At 69.2% G+C, this 17,397-nt stretch carries 21 protein-coding genes; 4 read left to right on the top strand and 17 right to left on the bottom strand.

The window, feature by feature from the left end; all coding sequences use genetic code 11:
* Positions 1-69 precede the first annotated feature (69 nt).
* From LQ566_RS12110 to LQ566_RS12080, 7 genes are read right to left on the bottom strand one after another with little or no spacing between them, the layout of a single operon-like run.
* On the bottom strand, positions 70-243 hold the full coding sequence (locus tag LQ566_RS12110) for a CsbD family protein (protein ID WP_231091965.1): 174 nt from the start codon (positions 241-243) through the stop codon (positions 70-72).
* A 59-nt stretch (positions 244-302) separates the two neighbouring features.
* On the bottom strand, positions 303-518 hold the full coding sequence (locus tag LQ566_RS12105; RefSeq protein ID WP_231091964.1) for a hypothetical protein: 216 nt from the start codon (positions 516-518) through the stop codon (positions 303-305).
* Between the two features lie 21 nt (positions 519-539).
* Positions 540-1,157 (bottom strand): hypothetical protein, encoded by a 618-nt coding sequence (locus LQ566_RS12100; protein WP_231091963.1) that lies wholly within the window; start codon positions 1,155-1,157, stop codon positions 540-542.
* A 3-nt stretch (positions 1,158-1,160) separates the two neighbouring features.
* Positions 1,161-1,730, bottom strand: coding sequence for a DNA/RNA endonuclease G (locus LQ566_RS12095; protein ID WP_231091962.1), 570 nt, complete (start codon positions 1,728-1,730; stop codon positions 1,161-1,163).
* A 2-nt stretch (positions 1,731-1,732) separates the two neighbouring features.
* On the bottom strand, positions 1,733-2,110 hold the full coding sequence (locus LQ566_RS12090) for an NTP pyrophosphohydrolase (RefSeq protein WP_231091961.1): 378 nt from the start codon (positions 2,108-2,110) through the stop codon (positions 1,733-1,735).
* Positions 2,107-2,298 carry a DUF2273 domain-containing protein gene (locus LQ566_RS12085; protein ID WP_231091960.1) on the bottom strand — a complete coding sequence of 64 codons (192 nt, stop codon included), beginning with the start codon at positions 2,296-2,298 and terminating at the stop codon, positions 2,107-2,109. Before LQ566_RS12085 ends, LQ566_RS12090 begins: the two co-directional genes overlap by 4 nt.
* Positions 2,295-2,795 carry an Asp23/Gls24 family envelope stress response protein gene (locus LQ566_RS12080; RefSeq protein WP_231091959.1) on the bottom strand — a complete coding sequence of 167 codons (501 nt, stop codon included), beginning with the start codon at positions 2,793-2,795 and terminating at the stop codon, positions 2,295-2,297. Before LQ566_RS12080 ends, LQ566_RS12085 begins: the two co-directional genes overlap by 4 nt.
* A 182-nt stretch (positions 2,796-2,977) precedes the next feature.
* On the opposite strand from LQ566_RS12080, the gene LQ566_RS12075 reads away from it, so the two are divergent.
* The gene (locus tag LQ566_RS12075) at positions 2,978-3,943 is read left to right on the top strand and encodes a DNA topoisomerase IB (protein ID WP_231091958.1); all 966 of its coding nucleotides are present in this window, start codon (positions 2,978-2,980) and stop codon (positions 3,941-3,943) included.
* 235 nt (positions 3,944-4,178) lie between these two features.
* Positions 4,179-4,661: a hypothetical protein gene (locus LQ566_RS12070; RefSeq protein WP_231091957.1), complete on the top strand. Its 483-nt coding sequence runs from the start codon at positions 4,179-4,181 to the stop codon at positions 4,659-4,661.
* 94 nt (positions 4,662-4,755) lie between these two features.
* On the opposite strand, the gene LQ566_RS12065 is transcribed toward LQ566_RS12070, so the two are convergent.
* The gene (locus LQ566_RS12065; protein WP_231091956.1) at positions 4,756-5,541 is read right to left on the bottom strand and encodes an SDR family NAD(P)-dependent oxidoreductase; all 786 of its coding nucleotides are present in this window, start codon (positions 5,539-5,541) and stop codon (positions 4,756-4,758) included.
* Positions 5,542-5,650: 109 nt separating this feature from the next.
* Between LQ566_RS12065 and LQ566_RS12060 the strand changes: the two genes are divergently transcribed.
* Complete coding sequence (locus tag LQ566_RS12060) at positions 5,651-6,286, top strand: TetR/AcrR family transcriptional regulator (protein ID WP_231091955.1); 636 nt, start codon at positions 5,651-5,653, stop codon at positions 6,284-6,286.
* A 20-nt stretch (positions 6,287-6,306) separates the two neighbouring features.
* Here LQ566_RS12060 and LQ566_RS12055 read toward each other — a convergent pair whose 3' ends face one another.
* Complete coding sequence (locus LQ566_RS12055) at positions 6,307-6,906, bottom strand: hypothetical protein (RefSeq protein WP_231091954.1); 600 nt, start codon at positions 6,904-6,906, stop codon at positions 6,307-6,309.
* A 67-nt stretch (positions 6,907-6,973) separates the two neighbouring features.
* Between LQ566_RS12055 and LQ566_RS12050 the strand changes: the two genes are divergently transcribed.
* Positions 6,974-7,933 carry an NAD(P)-dependent alcohol dehydrogenase gene (locus LQ566_RS12050; RefSeq protein WP_231091953.1) on the top strand — a complete coding sequence of 320 codons (960 nt, stop codon included), beginning with the start codon at positions 6,974-6,976 and terminating at the stop codon, positions 7,931-7,933.
* Positions 7,934-7,979: 46 nt separating this feature from the next.
* Here LQ566_RS12050 and LQ566_RS12045 read toward each other — a convergent pair whose 3' ends face one another.
* From LQ566_RS12045 to LQ566_RS12010, 8 genes are read right to left on the bottom strand one after another with little or no spacing between them, the layout of a single operon-like run.
* Positions 7,980-8,807: an SDR family NAD(P)-dependent oxidoreductase gene (locus LQ566_RS12045; RefSeq protein WP_231091952.1), complete on the bottom strand. Its 828-nt coding sequence runs from the start codon at positions 8,805-8,807 to the stop codon at positions 7,980-7,982.
* Positions 8,808-8,824: 17 nt separating this feature from the next.
* Positions 8,825-9,505: a TetR/AcrR family transcriptional regulator gene (locus tag LQ566_RS12040; RefSeq protein ID WP_231091951.1), complete on the bottom strand. Its 681-nt coding sequence runs from the start codon at positions 9,503-9,505 to the stop codon at positions 8,825-8,827.
* A 13-nt stretch (positions 9,506-9,518) separates the two neighbouring features.
* Positions 9,519-10,700 (bottom strand): glycoside hydrolase family 1 protein, encoded by a 1,182-nt coding sequence (locus LQ566_RS12035; RefSeq protein WP_231091950.1) that lies wholly within the window; start codon positions 10,698-10,700, stop codon positions 9,519-9,521.
* Between the two features lie 14 nt (positions 10,701-10,714).
* Positions 10,715-12,235, bottom strand: coding sequence for a family 20 glycosylhydrolase (locus tag LQ566_RS12030; protein WP_231091949.1), 1,521 nt, complete (start codon positions 12,233-12,235; stop codon positions 10,715-10,717).
* Entirely contained in the window at positions 12,232-13,065 is an 834-nt protein-coding gene (locus LQ566_RS12025) for an ATP-binding cassette domain-containing protein (RefSeq protein WP_231091948.1), read from the bottom strand. The genes LQ566_RS12030 and LQ566_RS12025 overlap by 4 nt, the downstream gene beginning before the upstream one ends.
* A complete protein-coding gene (locus LQ566_RS12020) occupies positions 13,062-14,867 on the bottom strand; it encodes a dipeptide/oligopeptide/nickel ABC transporter permease/ATP-binding protein (protein ID WP_231091947.1) in 1,806 nt (601 codons plus the stop codon). The genes LQ566_RS12025 and LQ566_RS12020 overlap by 4 nt, the downstream gene beginning before the upstream one ends.
* Positions 14,864-15,805: an ABC transporter permease gene (locus tag LQ566_RS12015; protein ID WP_231091946.1), complete on the bottom strand. Its 942-nt coding sequence runs from the start codon at positions 15,803-15,805 to the stop codon at positions 14,864-14,866. Before LQ566_RS12015 ends, LQ566_RS12020 begins: the two co-directional genes overlap by 4 nt.
* Positions 15,806-15,857: 52 nt before the next feature.
* The gene (locus LQ566_RS12010; protein ID WP_231091945.1) at positions 15,858-17,384 is read right to left on the bottom strand and encodes an ABC transporter substrate-binding protein; all 1,527 of its coding nucleotides are present in this window, start codon (positions 17,382-17,384) and stop codon (positions 15,858-15,860) included.
* Between the last annotated feature and the right edge of the window lie 13 nt (positions 17,385-17,397).

Below are 17,397 nucleotides of genomic sequence, written 5' to 3'. Positions count from 1 at the left end.
TCGTGTGTCCTTTCGATGTTCTCGGCGAGCAGTGGCTGCGCGGCACCGGGCCGCGCAGCCACTGTCTCGTCACTTCTTGAACGTGTCCTTAACGTCCTCGACGGCGTCCTTGAGGTGGCCCTTGGCCTGGTCGGCCTTGCCCTCGGCGACCATCTCGTCGTTACCGGTGACCTTGCCGACGGCCTCCTTCACCTCACCGGTGACCTTGTCGGCTGCGGCCTTGATCTTGTCTCCAGCACTCATGACTTTCCCCTTCTCTCCGTTCCGGGATATCCGGACTTGGCAACCGCTGACGGTCGCGCCTACGCGCGGCCGAGCTTGCGGCCGGTCTTCTTCATCGCCTTGCGCGCCTTCTTCGCGGCGCGCTGACGTGACTTCCGTGCTTCCGGACTCGTCCACAGCCGCTCCAGCTGATGGCGCAGGTCCTCATAGTTCTTGCCGCGCGACTTCGCCGATTCCACGCCTACGAAGTAGGCCGCCACAGCGATCACCGCCACGAGCAGGATGTTCTTTCCCATTGCGTTCTCCCTTCTGACCCGTCACCTGACCCGCGGCTGGTCCGCCGCCAGTCGTGCCCGCACGCTGGTGCGGATCGAGATGTAGACGGGAAGGTCCCGTCCGGTCATCACCGCCAGCGCATCCGTTGCCCGGGTGACCAGGTCGGCTACCGCCGCCGGTGATGTCCTCTTCCGCGGTATCACGTCCACGTGCAGGATGTCCTGACCCTTGACACGAGCGGTGCTGATGCGGCTATGGACGATCTCCTCCCGTCCGGACAGGGCGTGACCGATGACGTCCGAGGCGAACGCGGGACGCACCACGACCCCGCCGAGATCATCTTCCGCGGCTGTCACGCGCAGCACCGGCGTGCTGGTGGTCCGTCCGAGATGGGCGATGATCACCACCGAGACGACCACGGCGGCCACCGCCACAGCGACGGCTGCGATCGCGAGCCAGCTCACCGCGCTGTCGCCCGGCAGCCGTGTGGCCGCGTCCGCGTCGGACAGCCAGTCCCGGGCTGCGCCGAGCAGGTCCCCCCAGACCCGCCCGGCGTCGCCCCAGGTGCTGGCCGCGACGGCAGCGCCCCCGGCACCCAGGAGGATCATCCCGACAACGAACAGCAACACACGATTGACCGCACGATTCGTCTCGTTCATGACTCACTCCTGTCCTCTCTGATCCGCCACCACGCGTGCGTGCACGCGCAGCGGCGGAATGCGACAAGCAGCCAGCGCCGCTTGCGCAGCCGATCCCACGTCGGCGGCGGTGACGCGCCGCCCGGCGCTGGTGCGCGCGGTGACGTCGAGGGCGCGGTGTCCCACTCCCACCACCACGTCGCCGGCGCTCATGTCCAGGCTCCGCCGCACCTCTTCGGCCACAGCCGACGCGATGACGCTGTTGTCGGCGACCGCCACACCCGTGACGTCGAGACGGTGTCGCGCCCGGCGCCCCGGAGCGACCGAGAGCACGACCAGCACCGCCCCGATGACGGCGACTGCCGCCGCTCCCGCGACCACGGCCGCTCGGGGAACGAGGTCGGGAACGCTGACGAGCCACTGCATGATCGCCCCCGGCGTTGCGAGCAGCGCCCGGCCTCCGGCCATGTGCAGGATGAGCTCGGTCGCAACCCACAGTGCGACGACCGAGACGATGATCAGTACCAGGACCACCGCCGCGGACCGAGGCGAGTGCGTCTCGCGACGCACGACGCGCTCCATGATCGTTGCCACCTCTACCTCACCCTTCGCCGTTGCTGCACGCGTGCGCCGGTGATCACCACGGTGATGCGCCGGATGTCGCGTCCGGTGAGCACTCCGAGTCGCTCCGCCAGCTCGCGCTGGATCGATCGCACTCGCTCCCCCACCGGCACCAGCGAGCGCAGCGCTTCCTCGTCCAGTGGGTCGGCAACCGGCAGTTTCGTCGCGAGCCGGACCGTGATCCCGTCCGCGGCGTCGGAGACCTCCACCTGCACCTGCGTGCGCTGCACACCGACCACCGCCGCCGAAGCCTCGCGAACCACCTTCTCGATGGCACGCTCGTGCACCCGTACGACGCCGCGTACCGGTGTGACCGGTGTGGTCGTCGCGGATTCAGCGGTGGCGATGCTCATGACGAGGATCGCCGCCCGGTGAACACCCGCAGGAGTTCACGCACGTCCAGCTCGCCACTGGCGATACGGGCGACGATCGCACCGGCCGCCATGAGCACGAGCACCAGGATGAATCCCCAGAACCCGAAGGCGAGCCCCGCGAAAGCCAGCACCGCGCCCAGCAGGGCACCCGTCATCGTGGCGCTCATGACACGCGCGGCTCGGACTCCTCGGCGGAGTCATCTGCGGGAAGGTGGACGTCGTTCACGTCGATGTTGACCTCGACGACCTCGAGTCCGACGAGCTGTGTGATCGCGGCGGTCACGGCGGAGCGCACGTTCTCGGCGACCTGCTGGATGGGCGACGGGTATTCCACCACGATCGTGATGTCGGCCGCGACCTGCGTCTCCCCGACCTCGACCTTGATGCCCTGCGTGAGGTCGGTCGCGTTGACAGCGTCACGGATCGCGCCGAGAGCGCGGGCACCACCACCGCCGAGGGCGTGCACACCGCTCACCTCACGCGCCGCGATGCCGACGATCTTGGCGACCACCGCATCGGCGATCGTGGTCTGACCAGCGGTCGTCTCGGCGACGGAGGTCGAAGCCCCTCCGGTGCCCCGGTCCACTCGCGGCGACCCTGCTGCCGCGCGTGCCGCGGTCGAGGCCTCCGTACCAGCGTTCGTCTTCGACTGTTCTGCAACCATCGTCCTTCTCCTTCGTGCTGGGCGCATCGTTCCTGCGCCGAACCGACGAGCGAATCGATCGCTCTACTGGTATGACGAGGGTCGCCGCCCGGATGTCACAAAAAAGTTCTCCGGAGATCTCGATGAGCGGGCGACGGGCCACCGGCTTGACATCTGTACCGTGCACATGAGTGCATACGAACATGACCGAGCGCGTGGGATGGCGACGGATTCGCCGGGGACGCGGCTTCGAGTACCGGGACGAGAGCGGGCACCGGATCACGGACGAGGTGGACCTCAGCCGGATCCGGGCCCTGGCCATCCCGCCGATGTGGCGCGATGTCTGGATCAGCCCCGATCCTGACGCCGATCTGCAAGTGACGGGAGTGGATGCGGCGGGACGGACCCAGTACCGCTATCACGAGTCATGGACGCAGCAGGCTGCCGAGGAGAAGTTCAACCGGGCGCTCGAGCTCGCCGACGCGCTCCCCGCGCTGCGCCGTTCGGTGACGCGCGACCTCCGTGCTCCCGGCCTGGAGCGCGCCACGGTTCTCGCAGCGGGAATCCGGATGCTCGACACCGGATATCTGCGGATCGGATCGGAGGCGTATGCGCGCGAGCACGGCAGCATCGGGCTCGCCACGCTGCGCTGCCGCCACGTCCGTGTGGAGCAGGGCATCGTGACCCTGGCTTTTCGCGGCAAGAGCGGGGTCCCCTGGGAGTCGCGCATCTCGGACGCCGACCTGGCGCCGGTCCTGGAGCGGCTGCTGTCACGCGGGCCCCGAGCGCGGCTCCTCGCCTGGAGTGCCGGCCGGGGTTATCGGCTCGTGCGTGCTGCGGACATCAACGACGACCTGCGAGCGCGCACCGGCGGTGATTTCACCGCCAAGGACTTCCGCACCATTCACGGCACCGCCATCGCGGCGGCTGCGCTGGCACGGGCGGGAGTGCAGAAGGAGGAGCGCGCACGAAAGCAGGCCGTGGTGGAGGCGGTGCGCGAGACGGCCGCCGCTCTCGGCAACACCCCGGCCGTGGCGCGATCCAGCTACATCGATCCGCGTGTGCTGGAACTGTTCGACCAGGGGCGCGTCGTCGAGCTGAACGGGCGCGGCGTGGAGTCGCAGCTGCGGGAGATCTTGCGCGACGCCGAGTGGCCCGAGCACACCTGATCCCGGTTCGCGGCGGACCACCGCTGGCCGCACGGTGCGAGCCCCCTCCCGCCGGACCTGTGAGACATGCTTACGGGTGTCATGCCACGCACCGGTGTCGAGACACCGATGCCAGATCACCTGAGCGCACGCGCTCCTAGCGTTCCGATCCGCCGCCGTCAATGGCGTGCGCGGTTTCGCCGCCCCCGCTTACGGTCACCTGAAAGCTGCATCGCAGCCGACAGGAGGAGACGACATGGAAGATCAGACCAACCCCGTGTTCCCGGTCGATGGAGAGCCCGGCGAGACGGATCCCCTCATGGCCGACGCGCTCGACGGAGCGACGACGGACGGGAGTGACAACGGCGAGACAGCGGCCGACGGCGGCTCGACCGACACCTCTGCCGAGGACGACACGCTGAGCACCGGGCTCGACAGCGGCTCGGGAGATCCCGGCGATGACCGCGCGTTCTTGATGGATCAGGCGCCGGCCGACCTGTCGGGTGCGGCGTCGGACAATGCCGATACACCGGAGTCGGACGTGATCGCCGGGGCGACCGGCGGGAACACTGCCGAGGTGGCTGACGGCAGCGGACCGGATGAGGACGACGCCGAATCGTGGGGTGCCGAAGACGGTGGGAGCGAACGCGAGGAGGCCAGCCGGGACGACGCTGCCGAAGCTCTCGGGCTGGGCGTCGAGGACGAAGACGACCCGCTCGACGACGGCGCAACGCGCTGAACGAGCAGGGCGGGGGTGTGCGAGACTCCTCGCACACCCCCGCCCTGTGTCGGCGTTTCCCCGGCCACGATGACGCCCGAACCGGCGTCGTAGCTCAGAAGTGCGTACCCCCGTCGATGCGCACCTCGGTGCCGGTGATGAACTTGCCGTCGTCGCTCGCGAGCATGGCGACCACGCCGGCCACCGTCTCCGGGCCCGCGAATCCGGCACCCAGTGCGGGCTGCAGCTTCATGAAGAGCATCATGTCCGCATCTTCCGGCAGGCCCGGGCCCTGGCTCTGCTTGCTGGCACCCGAGCCGTCCGTCATGCCGGACGAGATCGAGCCCGGCTGGACCGCGGTGAAGCGGATGCCCTGCTTGGCGTACTCGGCGGCGAGGGCGTGGGTCATCGACTGCACGCCGCCCTTGCTCGCGGCGTACGCGGACATGTACGGGTGGGCGAACATCGCCGAGGTGGAGCTGAAGTTCACCACGGCGGCGCCGTCACCCTCGAGCAGCGCGGGGATGCACTCGCGAATCATCAGGAACGTGCCGACCAGGTTGATGCGCAGCACCTGCTCGAACGATTCGAGGGTGGTCTCGTGCGTGTGCGACGAGCGGAGGATGCCGGCGGCATTCACGAGCGCGTCCAGGCCGCCCAGCCACGCGACCGCATCCGCCACTCCGGCGCGCACCGAAGCCTCGTCGGCGATGTTCACCACCACCGTATGCAGGCGCACGGCGGCGTCGCCGGCCTTGGCCACGGTGTCGGCGAGCCCGGCCTCCGAGACATCGGCCGCGACGACGCGACCTCCCTCAGACAGCATGCGCAGCACGGTGGCCTGTCCGATGCCGGACCCTCCGCCGGTGACCAGCGCGCGACGACCTTCATAGCGGTTCATGATTCAACCCTTCGATGATGAGAAGACTGCACGACATGTCAGGTTGGCAGATCGTGCCACATAGTCCAACCCTGACACTACTCCCCCTATTCCTCGTAGGCTGAACGTCATGGATGCCGCGCCCACGTTGACCGAGAGGCGTCGACTCGCCACCCAGTTGGAGATCGCGGAGGCGGCCGCGCGTCTGTTCGGGCAGCGCGATGCCAGGACGGTCACCGTCGAGGAGATCGCCGCCGCCGCAGGGGTGTCTCCCCGCACCTTCTACCGCTACTTCCCCACGAAGGAGGATGCGGTTGCCCCGCTGCTCAGCGTGGGCGCCGCCACGTGGCGGGCCGCCATCGAAGAGGCCGACGACCTCGACGTCCGCGACTCGATCGCACGAGCCATTGAACGCGTGCTCACCCCGCTGGATGAACCGGATGAGGCTGCGCTTGCGCTCACCCGGGGCCTCCTGCGCTCCACGCTGCAGGATCCTGCGCTCTGGGCGGTGTGGCAGCGTGTCAACGCCGATTCCGAAAGGCTGCTCGCCGCCGTCATCGCAGCCCGGCTGGGCGCTGCCGGTCACACCTCTCCGCCCGAGACGATGCCGGCGCGCCTCCTCGCGGCGGCCGCGACGGCTGCGATCCGCATCAGCCTCGAAGGATGGTCGGCCGACGATGCGCCGGCCACGCCGCCGGCACAACTGGCCGTGCACGCGTTCGCCCAGCTCAGCTCTGGCGTGACCGGAGTGATCCGCGCGGGGTGAGCGGTGCGCTCGACGAGCGCCTAGAGACTCATCCAGCAATACATGCTCTCGCCGCGCTCCCGCGTTGTTTGGGCCAGTCCGCGCCACTCACGGAGCATGTCGAGAAGCTCGGCGGGATCTTCACCGCCCCAGAACTCCTCCGTCTGCGACCACGGCCCCACGACCTCGGCCAGCTTCTCATCGGAAGCGCACGCCACGGCCTTGGTGAACTCGGCCGGCAGCGACACCACCCACGCGGACTCGTGATCAGGCGCCGTGATGAGCCGCGCCCACGACGGACCGGCCGTCACCTCCTCGTAGGTCTGCCCGGTCAGCAGCGCCATGAGAGTGCCGGCCTGAACCGTGGCCTCGACGGCATCCAGGACGGGGGCGAACGAGACTGGTCCGTCGTCGACGGCCGTGGCTGCCGTCGCATCATCCGTTGCTCCGAAGGAGGTATTGATCGTGCCCACGTTCTTCCTCCTTCCGAGAGGTCTGCTGTCGCGGAGCCGGCGCGGTGCGCCGGCGAAGGCGAAGGCGAAGGCGAAGGCGAAGGCATCCGACATCGAGGAGATATCCGCCGACCCCGGCCGGCGGCACTGTTCGGCGCTCGCCACCCGGCGCTGCTCGACCTGGTCCATGATGGGATCGCGACCGTCCGGGCGGACGGAGCGCGCGTCTCGTGACGCCCGCGAGGAAGGCGGAAACATGAACGGGCAGATGAGGGCGGCGATCGTGGACCGCTACGGGCCGCCGGAGTCCATCCGCATCGAGACGCTCCCGCGGCCGGATCCTCGGCACGGCGAGGTGCTGGTGCGGGTCGAGTCTGCAGCGGTGACCTCCGGTGACGCCCGGTTGCGAGCCGGCCGGTTCCCCCGCGGGTTCGCGCTCCCCGCGCGACTGGCGATCGGCGTCCGCGGCCCACGGCACACAATTCCCGGCGTTGTGTTCGCCGGGCGTGTAGTCTCACGCGGCGCCGGTGTCGACGACTTCGCGATCGGCGACCGGGTGGCGGGGCTGACCGGCGCGCGCCTCGGGGCCCACGCCGAGTACGTCGCGGTGCGAGCGAGCGCCGCGACCCTCATTCCCGAGAGCGTGAGCTCACCCGATGCGGCGGCCGCGCTCTTCGGCGGAAGCACCGCGCTGAGCTTCCTCCTCCACCGCGCTCAGATCGGGGAAGGCCAGTCGGTGCTGGTGAACGGCGGCTCGGGATCGGTGGGCACCGCCGCCATCCAGCTGGCCGCCCGGGCCGGAGCCATCGTCACCGCGCTGAGTTCGGCCCCCAACCACGAGCTTCTGCGACGCCTGGGAGCAGCCGAGACCATCGACTACCGGACGACACCCGCGGCGAGCGTTCCGCAGCGCTTCGATGCCGTCCTCGACGCGGTGGGAAACCTGCGCCGCGCGGACGGCCTCCGCCTCACCGCGCCGAGCGGCAGCGTGATCCTGGCGGTGGCAGGGCTGTGGGACACCGCCACGGCACGGGGCCGCGTCATCGCGGGCCCCGTCCCGGAGCGCCGTGAGGACTTCGCGACGATTCTCGCGCTGGTCGCGAGCGGCGACTTCGATCCGCTCACCGAGGTCATCGGCGGACTGGACGCGTTGCCCGAGGCGCACCGACGCATCGACGCGGGGCGGAAGGTCGGCAACTTCGTCGTCACTCTCTAGGCCGCACCGCCCGTCGGCGCCCGGTACCCATGCGGCGGGCGTCCTCTCACCCGGCTGAGATCCAGGGCCGGGTGAAGCCGAGCACGCGGCTTCCGTCGGTATCGGCGAGCGAGACGCCCACGAACGAGGTCGCCCCCGCCGAGCTCTGCCACCGAAATCGGTACTCGTCCGCCAGCGCCGCATCGGCGATCGCCGCACCGGCGGATTCGGGTGTCTGAGCGTTCGCAAAAGCCCCCGACGTCCGCGCAATGTACGCCTCGAGCAGCGCCGCATACGGCCCTTCCCGCTCCGGACGAACGGCATTGGCGACGAACGCGCTGGCCACCGCTGCGGGCTCGATCACGCTGACACGCACGCCGAAACGTTCGGCGACGACCGCCAGCGATTGCATGAACCCTTCGACGGCGAACTTCGCGCCGCAGTATGCATCGGCGAACGGCTGCCCCACCGCACCCCCGACGCTCGTCACCGTCACGATCCGTCCGCTGCCACGCTCACGCATTCCCGGCAGGACGAGCTTGGTCAGATTCACCGGAGCGAGGTAGTTGATGTCGAGCTGCTCCTGGATCTGCCGGATGCTCAGCTGCTCAGCCGTTCCGACGGCGCCCTGCCCCGCGTTGTTCACGAGCACCTGGATGCCGCCGAGCTCTGCTTCGACCTCGTCCACGAGCCGGGCCGCAGCAGCGTGATCAACCACGTCGAGAGCACGGACGTCGATCTCCACCCCCGCCGCTGCCGCAGCGTCCCGCAGCGGTGCTGCACGCTCCACGTCGCGCATCGTGGCGACGACGTGCAGCCCGCGACGGGCGAGCTCCACCGCCGCGTGCAGGCCCATACCGGATGAGGTTCCGGTGATCAGTGCGACTTCCGTCACGCGTGAACAGTAGTCCCTCACACCTCGGATGAGGACGGACGAATCGCGAGGCCCAGCACCTCCAGGTAGGCCCACGCCTGCTCGAGGACGGCCTCCGGTGTTGCCGCGTAGATCGCCTGGATCTGGGCGCCGTCCGCGATCGCGACGAGGTGCTGCGCTGCCATGCGCGCGCTCAGCGGAAAGCGCCGATCGGGATGGAGCGCGAACTCCTCCGTGAACGATTCCGTGAGCAGATCGACGACGTACGCGTAGCGTCGCACGAAGTGCTGATGCGCCGGATGATCGACGCCGGTCGCCTCGGCCGAGATCTTGAGGAACAGCGGAGCCGCCCCGTACTCGTCGGCGTTGCGCTGCAACCGGCGCAGGAACCAGCGCAGGCCGGGAGAGCGCGGCTCTCCGGGCCTGACATCGGTCTCGTGATCGCCGGCGAGGAATGCCTGCGTCGCCTCCCGCTCGATCTGATCGCGCTGCACCATCAGCTCCACCAGCAGGTCGTCCTTGGACGCGAAGTAGTGCAGCACCGTGACGTGGGTGATGCCGACCTCGGCGGCGATGTCGCGGAGGGAGACCGCGGCGAAACCGCGAGCGCCGAACTGAGCGAGCGCGGCATCGAAGATCCGCTGCCGGGTGCGCTGCCCCTTCGTCTGCTTCGGCGACGTCACCGGAACCGTCACGTCGACCTCACCGCTCTGCACCATCCTCCGATCGTAGTCACGGCAGTTGCCGGGACCGCGCGATGTCGCCGAGCCACGCCAGAGACGGTTTGGGGGTCCGCGTGAAGTCCTCGTGGTCGCGGTCGACCGCGATCAGACCGAAGGTGGGCTCCCACCGTCCCCACTCGAAGTTGTCGAGGAGGCTCCAGTGCAGGTACCCGCGCACGTCGAGGCCGTCCGCCAGGCAGGAGCCGACCGCACGCAGCGCGCCGGTGGTGTACGCGATGCGCTGCGCGTCATCCCTCGTGGAGATGCCGTTCTCGGTGACGTAGACCGGGACTCCGGGCGCCTGCGCCACCGTGTTCCGGATCGCGTGTCCGACGGCCTCGGGGTAGTACTCCCACCCGATCGAGGTGCGCGGCGCCTCCGGTGCGGCTTCGACGCGCCCTTCCGGGCCCACCAGCATGCGGCTGTACGCCTGAACTCCCACGAAGTCGTCGTCCGCCGCGGCGCGCAGCCACACATCGTCGAGGGCTTCGGACAGCTCGGCTGCCCGCTCCTCTCCCCCGTCGACCGCCTGAACGGTCTGGTTCGCGACCGTCCAGCCCACGGCCAGTCCCCGATGCTGCGCTCGCAGCTGATCGCGGGCGGCGTGGTGCACGGCGATGAGCGCATCGCGCACCCCCTCATGGGGCAGCGGCACGGCACCGCCGAGACCCGTCTCCAGATTCGCCTCGCCGCTGATGACCCGGTGCATGATCGCGACCATGTTGGGTTCGTTCAGCGTGATGGCCGTGTCCACGCCCTCGTCGAGAATCGGCGCAATGCGCTCCAGGTACCGGGTGAAGCGGTCAACGGCATCCCCGCGCAACCAGCCGCCGCCGAGCGTGAACCACGCCGGATTGGTGAAGTGATGCACGGTGACGATCGGCTCGATGCCGCGTTCGCGGGCCCCGGCGACCATCCGGCGGTAGTGGTCGACCGCGTCGGCGGAGAACTCCCCCTCCACCGGTTCGATCCGCGCCCACTCGATGCTGAAGCGATACGCCTGCAGTCCCGCCCCGGCGAGAAGGTCCATGTCCTGCCCCCACCGGTGGAAGCTGTCGCAGGCACGACCGGAGGGTTGCAGGCGCTCCGGTTTGCTCTGCTCGAACATCCACCAGTCGCTGGCGGTGTTCTCCCCCTCGATCTGGTGCGCCGCCGTGGCCGCGCCGATGAGGAATCCGTCGGGAAGTCGCATGTGTTCGCTTTCGGTCATGAGTCGTAGATCTCGGAAGATCGGAAGTGCGCGCGGAACCCGAGGCGGGTCCATACATCGCCGTGGTCACGGACTGCGGTGAGGACCGCATCCCGGTGCGCTGGCCCCCAGGCCTGCTGGGCGATCAGCGCGAGGCGCGGCAGCAGCAAGAAGGCGGCGTCGTCGAAGCTCTCGACGCTCTCACACCACAGCGCCGCTTCGATGCCGGCGACGCGGATGCCCGCTTCCGCGATGTCGGGCTGGGTCTCCGGCTGCCAGTCCAGTACCGAGGTGGTCGGCGTGGGTGGATAGCCGGGGTTTCCCAGGCGCCGGCGGGCATCCTCCTGGCCCGGGTCCACGCTCGCCTCGAGCGGCCGCCGATCCAAGTAGAGCGGATCGCTCGAGGACACGATGGTTCCCACACCGGCGGCGCCGATGAGAGCCGGGTCCTGGATGGAGAGCGCGAAGAGCGAGCCCGCTCGCTCGATCATCGGGTGGTATTCGACGGGCGCCAGAGCCTTCATCTTCTCCGCGTCGAACCGATCACGATCCGCGATCCACAGCTGAGCCAGACCGGTATCGGCTCCGAATGCGCCACTGCGGATCGCCTCCTGCCATCCGATCGGTGCGCGGCCGAGGTCGCGGATGATGTGCGCCGCGGCGGCCACCGTCCGCACGTAGACGTCTTCGGGCGCGCCGAACGCCTCGTCACCGCCGAGGTGCAGCCAGGGTGAGGCGAAGCGCAACGCGAGCTCGCCGAAAGCGGCGGACAGGAACGGTTCCACACCGGGTGCGCCGGCGTCGAGGTAGGAGAGGATCGGGTGTGCACCTGTTTCGACGGTGACGTCGCCGAGGCCGGTCACGCTCTCGGGCACGTGACCGGGCACGTCGACTTCCGGGACGATCACCACGAACCGGTCGCGGGCATAGTCCTCCAGTGCGGAAAGCTCCGCGGCGTCGTAATGCTCCGTCGCAGCGAGAGACGGATATCCGGGTACCGCGAAGCGCCAGGCCTGCGTGTCGGTGAGATGAAGGTGCAGCACGTTCATCCGGTGCAGTGCGAGCAGGTCGATGATGCGACGCACCTCGCCGGCGGAGAACCAGCGGCGCACCACGTCGAGGCTGAGACCGCGCCAGCTGCGCTCAGGCCGGTCCTCCACCCGCAGGGCGGGAAGGCCGTCGGTCGCAGAGGCAGCGATCACCAGCAGCGCGCGGAACAGACCCTCGGCGCTCGACACGATGACCCGGAGCCGGCCCTCGTGCGGGGCGATCCGGTACGCCTCGCTGGCCCCGGCACGGTCAGCCGGCCGGGGATCGACACCGTCAGCGGGCGATCCGCCATCGTCCTCGGCGATCACCAGGACGTCGGCCGCGGACGCGTCGAGCACGATCGAGAGGCCGAACGCCTTCGCGCTGAGATCGGAGGCCGCCGCCACGCAGTCGGCGGCGAACGCTCCCCCGACACGCAGCATGCGGTCATCGAGAGGGCGCAGCACCGCGTCAGACGAGAGCCGCTGCGGAACGGGCAGAGCGGTCATCGCGCCTCCTCCCGTCCGAACTCGCGAGCGAAGGCGAGGCGTCGCTCCCGTTGCCGCACCGGATCGACGACGGGGGCTGCGAGCAGGAGCTTGCGGGTGTACGGGTGCTGGGGCCGCTCAGTCACCTCGGCTGTGTCTCCCTGCTCCACGATCTCGCCGCGGTGGATGACCGCGACCCGGTGGCTCAGGTGGCGAACGACGGTGAGGTCATGCGAGATGAAGAGGTAGGCCACGCCGGTGTCGTCCTGGATCTCCGTCAGCAGTTCGAGCACCGCCTCCTGCGTGGTGAGATCGAGAGCCGAGACCGGTTCGTCGCACACCACGAGCCGCGGCGAGAGCGCCAGCGCGCGGGCGATGGCGATGCGCTGCCGTTGTCCGCCGGAGAACTCGCGCGGCAGCCGGTCGACACTCGTGCGCGGCAGCCGGACCCGGTCCAGCAGCTCCGCGATCGTGCGCTGCGCCTGGGCTCCGGCCACCCCCTGGGCGATGAGCGGCTCAGCCAGTGTCGCTCCCACCGGCATCGCGGGGTTGAGCGATGTGTAGGGGTCCTGGAACACCACCTGGAGCTCGCGCGCCAGCTGCCGGCGCCGGGAACGGGACGCCCCGTCGATGCGCTGCCCGTCGAACGTGATGGTTCCCGACGCCACCGGAACCAGCCCCAGCACGGCTCGGCCGATGGTGGTCTTACCCGATCCGGACTCGCCCACCAGCCCGAGGGTCTCGCCGCGACGGATGTCGAGGGAGACACCGGTGAGCACGTCCGTGCGGCGAGCGCGCAGCCCCGTGCCGGGGAAGGAGACCCGCAGGTCCCGGATGCTGAGCAGGTTCATGCTCTCTCCTCCTGTACTCCTGCGCCGGCCTTCACGGGCTCGCGCCAGGCACCGCGCGTGACGGTCTCATCGGGTACCGCGGCGATCAGACGCCGGGTGTACTCGTCCTGTGGATCGGTGAGCACGTCGACGGCGTCCCCCACCTCGACGATGCGCCCCTGGTTCATCACCGCGACGCGGTCACACAGATCCGCGACCACGCCGAGGTTGTGGGTGACGATGAGCACTCCCACCCCGCGCTCGTCCCGCAGCCGACGGAGGATGGCGAGGACCTCGGCCTGAACGGTGACGTCCAGGGCCGTGGTGGGCTCGTCGGCGACGATCACGTCGGGATCGGTGGAGAGGGCGCCGGCGATGAGGATGCGCTGCGCCATGCCACCGGAGATCTCGTGGGGGTATGCCCCGAAGACGCGCTGCGGATCGGCGATCTCCACCGCGGCCAGCAGGTCGAGCACGCGACGCTTCGCCATGGCTCGCGAGAGCCCGGCGACACGGAGCGGTTCGGCGAGCTGGGATCCGACGGTGAAGGACGGATCGAGGTTGCTCATCGGCTCCTGCGGCACGTATCCGAGGGTGCGGCGGAGGCGGCCAGCAACCGCCGGTGGTGCGTCGATCACCTCCTCCCCGCCGATCAGGATCGATCCCGAGCTCACGTAGCCGTCGGCGGGGACGATCCCCAATGCCGCGAAGGCGGTCTGGCTCTTGCCCGAGCCGGACTCCCCGACGAGGCCGACGATCTGCCCGCGGGAGACGTCGAGGTCGACGCCGTGCACCACCTCGACGTCAGCTCCCTGCGGCTGCCGATACGCCACACGCAGGCCACGGATCGACAGCAGGTCGCCGCGACCGGCTGCGGGAACAGTGCTCCGCTCGGCCGCGCGCACGGCGGCAGCCTTCGTCCGCTCCTGCCGACGCGGGCGCCGGGGCTCACTGCCGCGGTCATCGAGCGCGTCGCGGATCCCGGCCGCGAGAAGGACGAGGGCCGCGCTCGTGAGGCCCAGGGCGAGCCCCGGCCAGAGCAGCAGCAGCGGCGCACGATGGAAGCTGGTGAACGCCTCGTTGAGCATCGCACCCCACGTGGGGATGTTGCCGCTGCCGACGCCGATGAACTCCAGCCCTGCCTGCAGACCGATCGCGATGCCGGCCACGAGCGCCACCTGGATGATGACGGGTGCGCGCACGACGGTCAGCACGTGGCGGGCGATGATGCGTGCGTCGGAGAGTCCGGAGACACGAGCCGCGTCGACGTACAGCTCACCGCGCACCGCGGCCACGGCACCGCGCACCAGACGGAAGAAGGACGGCGCCACGAGGAAGCCGAGCACCACCATCAGCACCCACACCGTGGGGCCGAGGACGGCGCGCGAAGCGAGCAGGATGATCATCGCCGGCAGGGACATCACCAGATTCGTCACCCAGTTCGCCGCGGCATCGAACCAGCGTCCGTAGTATCCGGCCACCAGCCCACTCGGCACTCCCACTACGAGGGCGACCAGCAGGGCGATGGCCGCTCCCCCGATGGTGTTCTGCGCGCCGTAGAGGAGGCGGGACAGTACGTCGCGCCCCGCCGAATCGAAACCGAGGAGGTGTCCCGCCTGCGGTCCCTCGAACGCGTGCTTCAAGATCGCTTCGTTGGGACCGTATGGCGCAAGGACACCGGCGAGCACGGCCGCCAGCACGATGAGCAGAAGCACCAGCGCGCTCGTGAGGGCCAGGGGACGCGAGAGGATCGCGCGCCACACGCTCGAACCACCGCCCGGACGCAGCACCGCGGTCTGTGCCGCAACGGGTTGTTCGGTCATGAGACCCTCGCCTTCGGCAGGAGCCAGCCGATGCCGAGATCGACCAGCAGGTTGATGAGGACGACGCCGATGGCCGAGAGCATGACGAGCCCCATGATCACCGGGATGTCACCCTGCGTCGTGTACTTGATGGTCATGCTTCCGATGCCGGGCAGCCCGAAGATCTGCTCGACGATCACCGCTCCGCCCAGGAGACCCACGAACTGCATGCCCAGCACCACCAGCGCGGGTGCGGAGGCGTTTCGCAGGACATGCCGGAACAGGATCCGGCGCGGCGGAAGACCACGGGTGATCAGCGTCCGCACATAGTCGGCGCGCATCACCTCGATCACCGAAGACCGCACCTGCTGCGCGATCCCCGCGACTGCGGAGAGGGAGAGGGCGATGGTGGGGAGCGTGATCGTGGCGAGCCATCCGGTGAACGACGTCGTGATGGGTGTGTACCCGATCGCGGGGAACCAGCGCAGCTGCACCGCGAAGACGATGACGAGCACGATGGTCACCAGGAATCCCGGCAGGGCATAGCCCGCGACGCTGAAGATCTGCACGAACCGGTCCACCGCTCCGCGCCGGACGCCCGCCCACACACCGAGCGAGTAGCCGACGACGGCGGTCACGATCGTGACCGAGATCATGAGGCTGAGCGTGACAGGCAGCCGGTTGCCGATCGCCACCGCCACGTTCTCGCTGGAGAACCAGGACCGCCCGAGGTCACCCTGCAGCGCGGGAAGCAACCAGGAGACGAACTGCACGAGGATCGGACGATCCAGCCCCAGCTGCGCGTTCTTGGCGTCGATCGCCGCCTGCGTGGCCTGCATGCCCAGCAACTGGCGACCGACATCCTGGTTCGGAATCGACAGCAGCACGAAGGTCAGCAGCGCGGTGACGAACAGCAGCACCACGCTGGCCCCGAGGCGTCGGAGAAGGAATCCGATCATCGTGAGATCTCCCTTTCGTGCGGTGGGGCAGGTGCTGCCCCACCGCGGCGGCTCACTCGGCCAGCGAGTAGTTGTAGATCGACGGGACCGCCATACCGGCCTGCGGCGCGACGTCGATGCCGTTGACGCTCACCAGCTGGTAGTTGAGGCGGTAGAAGGGAAGGAACCACGCCTGTTCCACGATGTGCTCGTTGAGCTCGTGGTAGATCGAGGCCGCATCGCCGTCGCCGGCCGCGCGCGCGTCACCGGCCAGACGCTGGACGGTGTCGTCGGTGGTCCCGAAGAAGTTGAACGTGCCGGGAGCGATGAGGGTCGCGTACACCAGCCAGTCGTTGGAGGACTGGCCCATGTTCATCACCATGCCGGAGAACTTCTTCTCCACGAAGATCTGCTTGAGCGCGGTCGCCGGCTCCACATCTGCCCACGTGAGCGTGACTCCGACGGCGGCGAGGTCCGTCTGCAGAGCGCTCGCGATGTTGTCGGTGACGATGGTCGTCAGCCGCGGCAGCACGAGCTCGAACCCATCCGCATAGCCCGCCTCGGCGAGCAGTGCCTTCGCCTTGGCGGGGTCGTAGTCGTAGTAGCCGTCGAGGGACTCGTCGAAACCGGCGCTGTCACGGCCCCAGACCTGGCTCGTGACCTCACCGCGACCATCGCGAACCACGTCGAGCATGGTCTTGCGATCGAGGGCGTAGTTGAGCGCCTGGCGCACCTTCGGGTCGGCGAGCGCGGGCGTCACGACGCCGCCACGGTCAAAGAGCAGCACTCCCTGGAAGTCGAAGGTGACGGTCTGTCCGGTGAGCGCCGCATCCTGCTCCACCGCGAGCTGCTGGTCGGCGTCCTGGAGCACCGCCGAGTCCAGCTGACCGGTCTTCAGACCGTTCACCATGGCGTTCTCGTTGTCGAAGACGGAGATGGTGAGCTCGCGGAAGTCCGACTCCTCGCCCCAGTAGTCGTCGCGGCGGTCGTAGACCCAGCTCGTGCCGATGGCGGTCTTCTCGGTGTTCAGCGTGAACGGGCCGGTGCCGTCCGGCGTGGTGACGAGCGCGTCGTCGGTGGCGAACCGGGCGGGGTTGGCCATCAGCCCGATGGAGTCCGTGAGGTAGAACAGCAGGCCCGGGTTCGGCTGCGGGAGCGTGATGCTCAGATGAGTCGCGTCCTGGACGTCGACGGTGACCCCGGCGATCTGCACGGCATCCGGTCCCCCGGCATCGCGGAACCGGTCCAGGTTCGCCTTGGCCGCAGTCGCATCGAACGGTGTGCCGTCATCGAAGGTGACGTCGTCGCGCAGGGTCAGCGACAGCACGGTGCCGGAGTCGTCGTAGGTCCACTCGGTGGCCAGCATCGGCTCGAGCGTGCCATCGGGTGCGCGGTGGATCAGGGTGTCGTACACGGCCTGGAAGAAGGGCATCGCACTCCCGCTCGCATCCTTCGGATCCAGGCTCCCCGGCACCGTCATGGTGCCGATCGCCAGGGTGTCGGCATGGGTGCCGGCAGGGCCTGCGCCGCCGGCACAACCGGACAGCATCACGGCGGAGACCACCGCAGCTGCGAGGGCCGCAAGAACTCTCTTCTTCATCGAAGACTCCGTT

This window comes from Microbacterium nymphoidis (genome assembly GCF_021044885.1).
Classification (GTDB): Bacteria; Actinomycetota; Actinomycetes; order Actinomycetales; family Microbacteriaceae; genus Microbacterium; species Microbacterium nymphoidis.
Note: the sequence above shows the minus strand (reverse complement) of the source record. Positions and strands in the feature narration are given on the sequence as shown.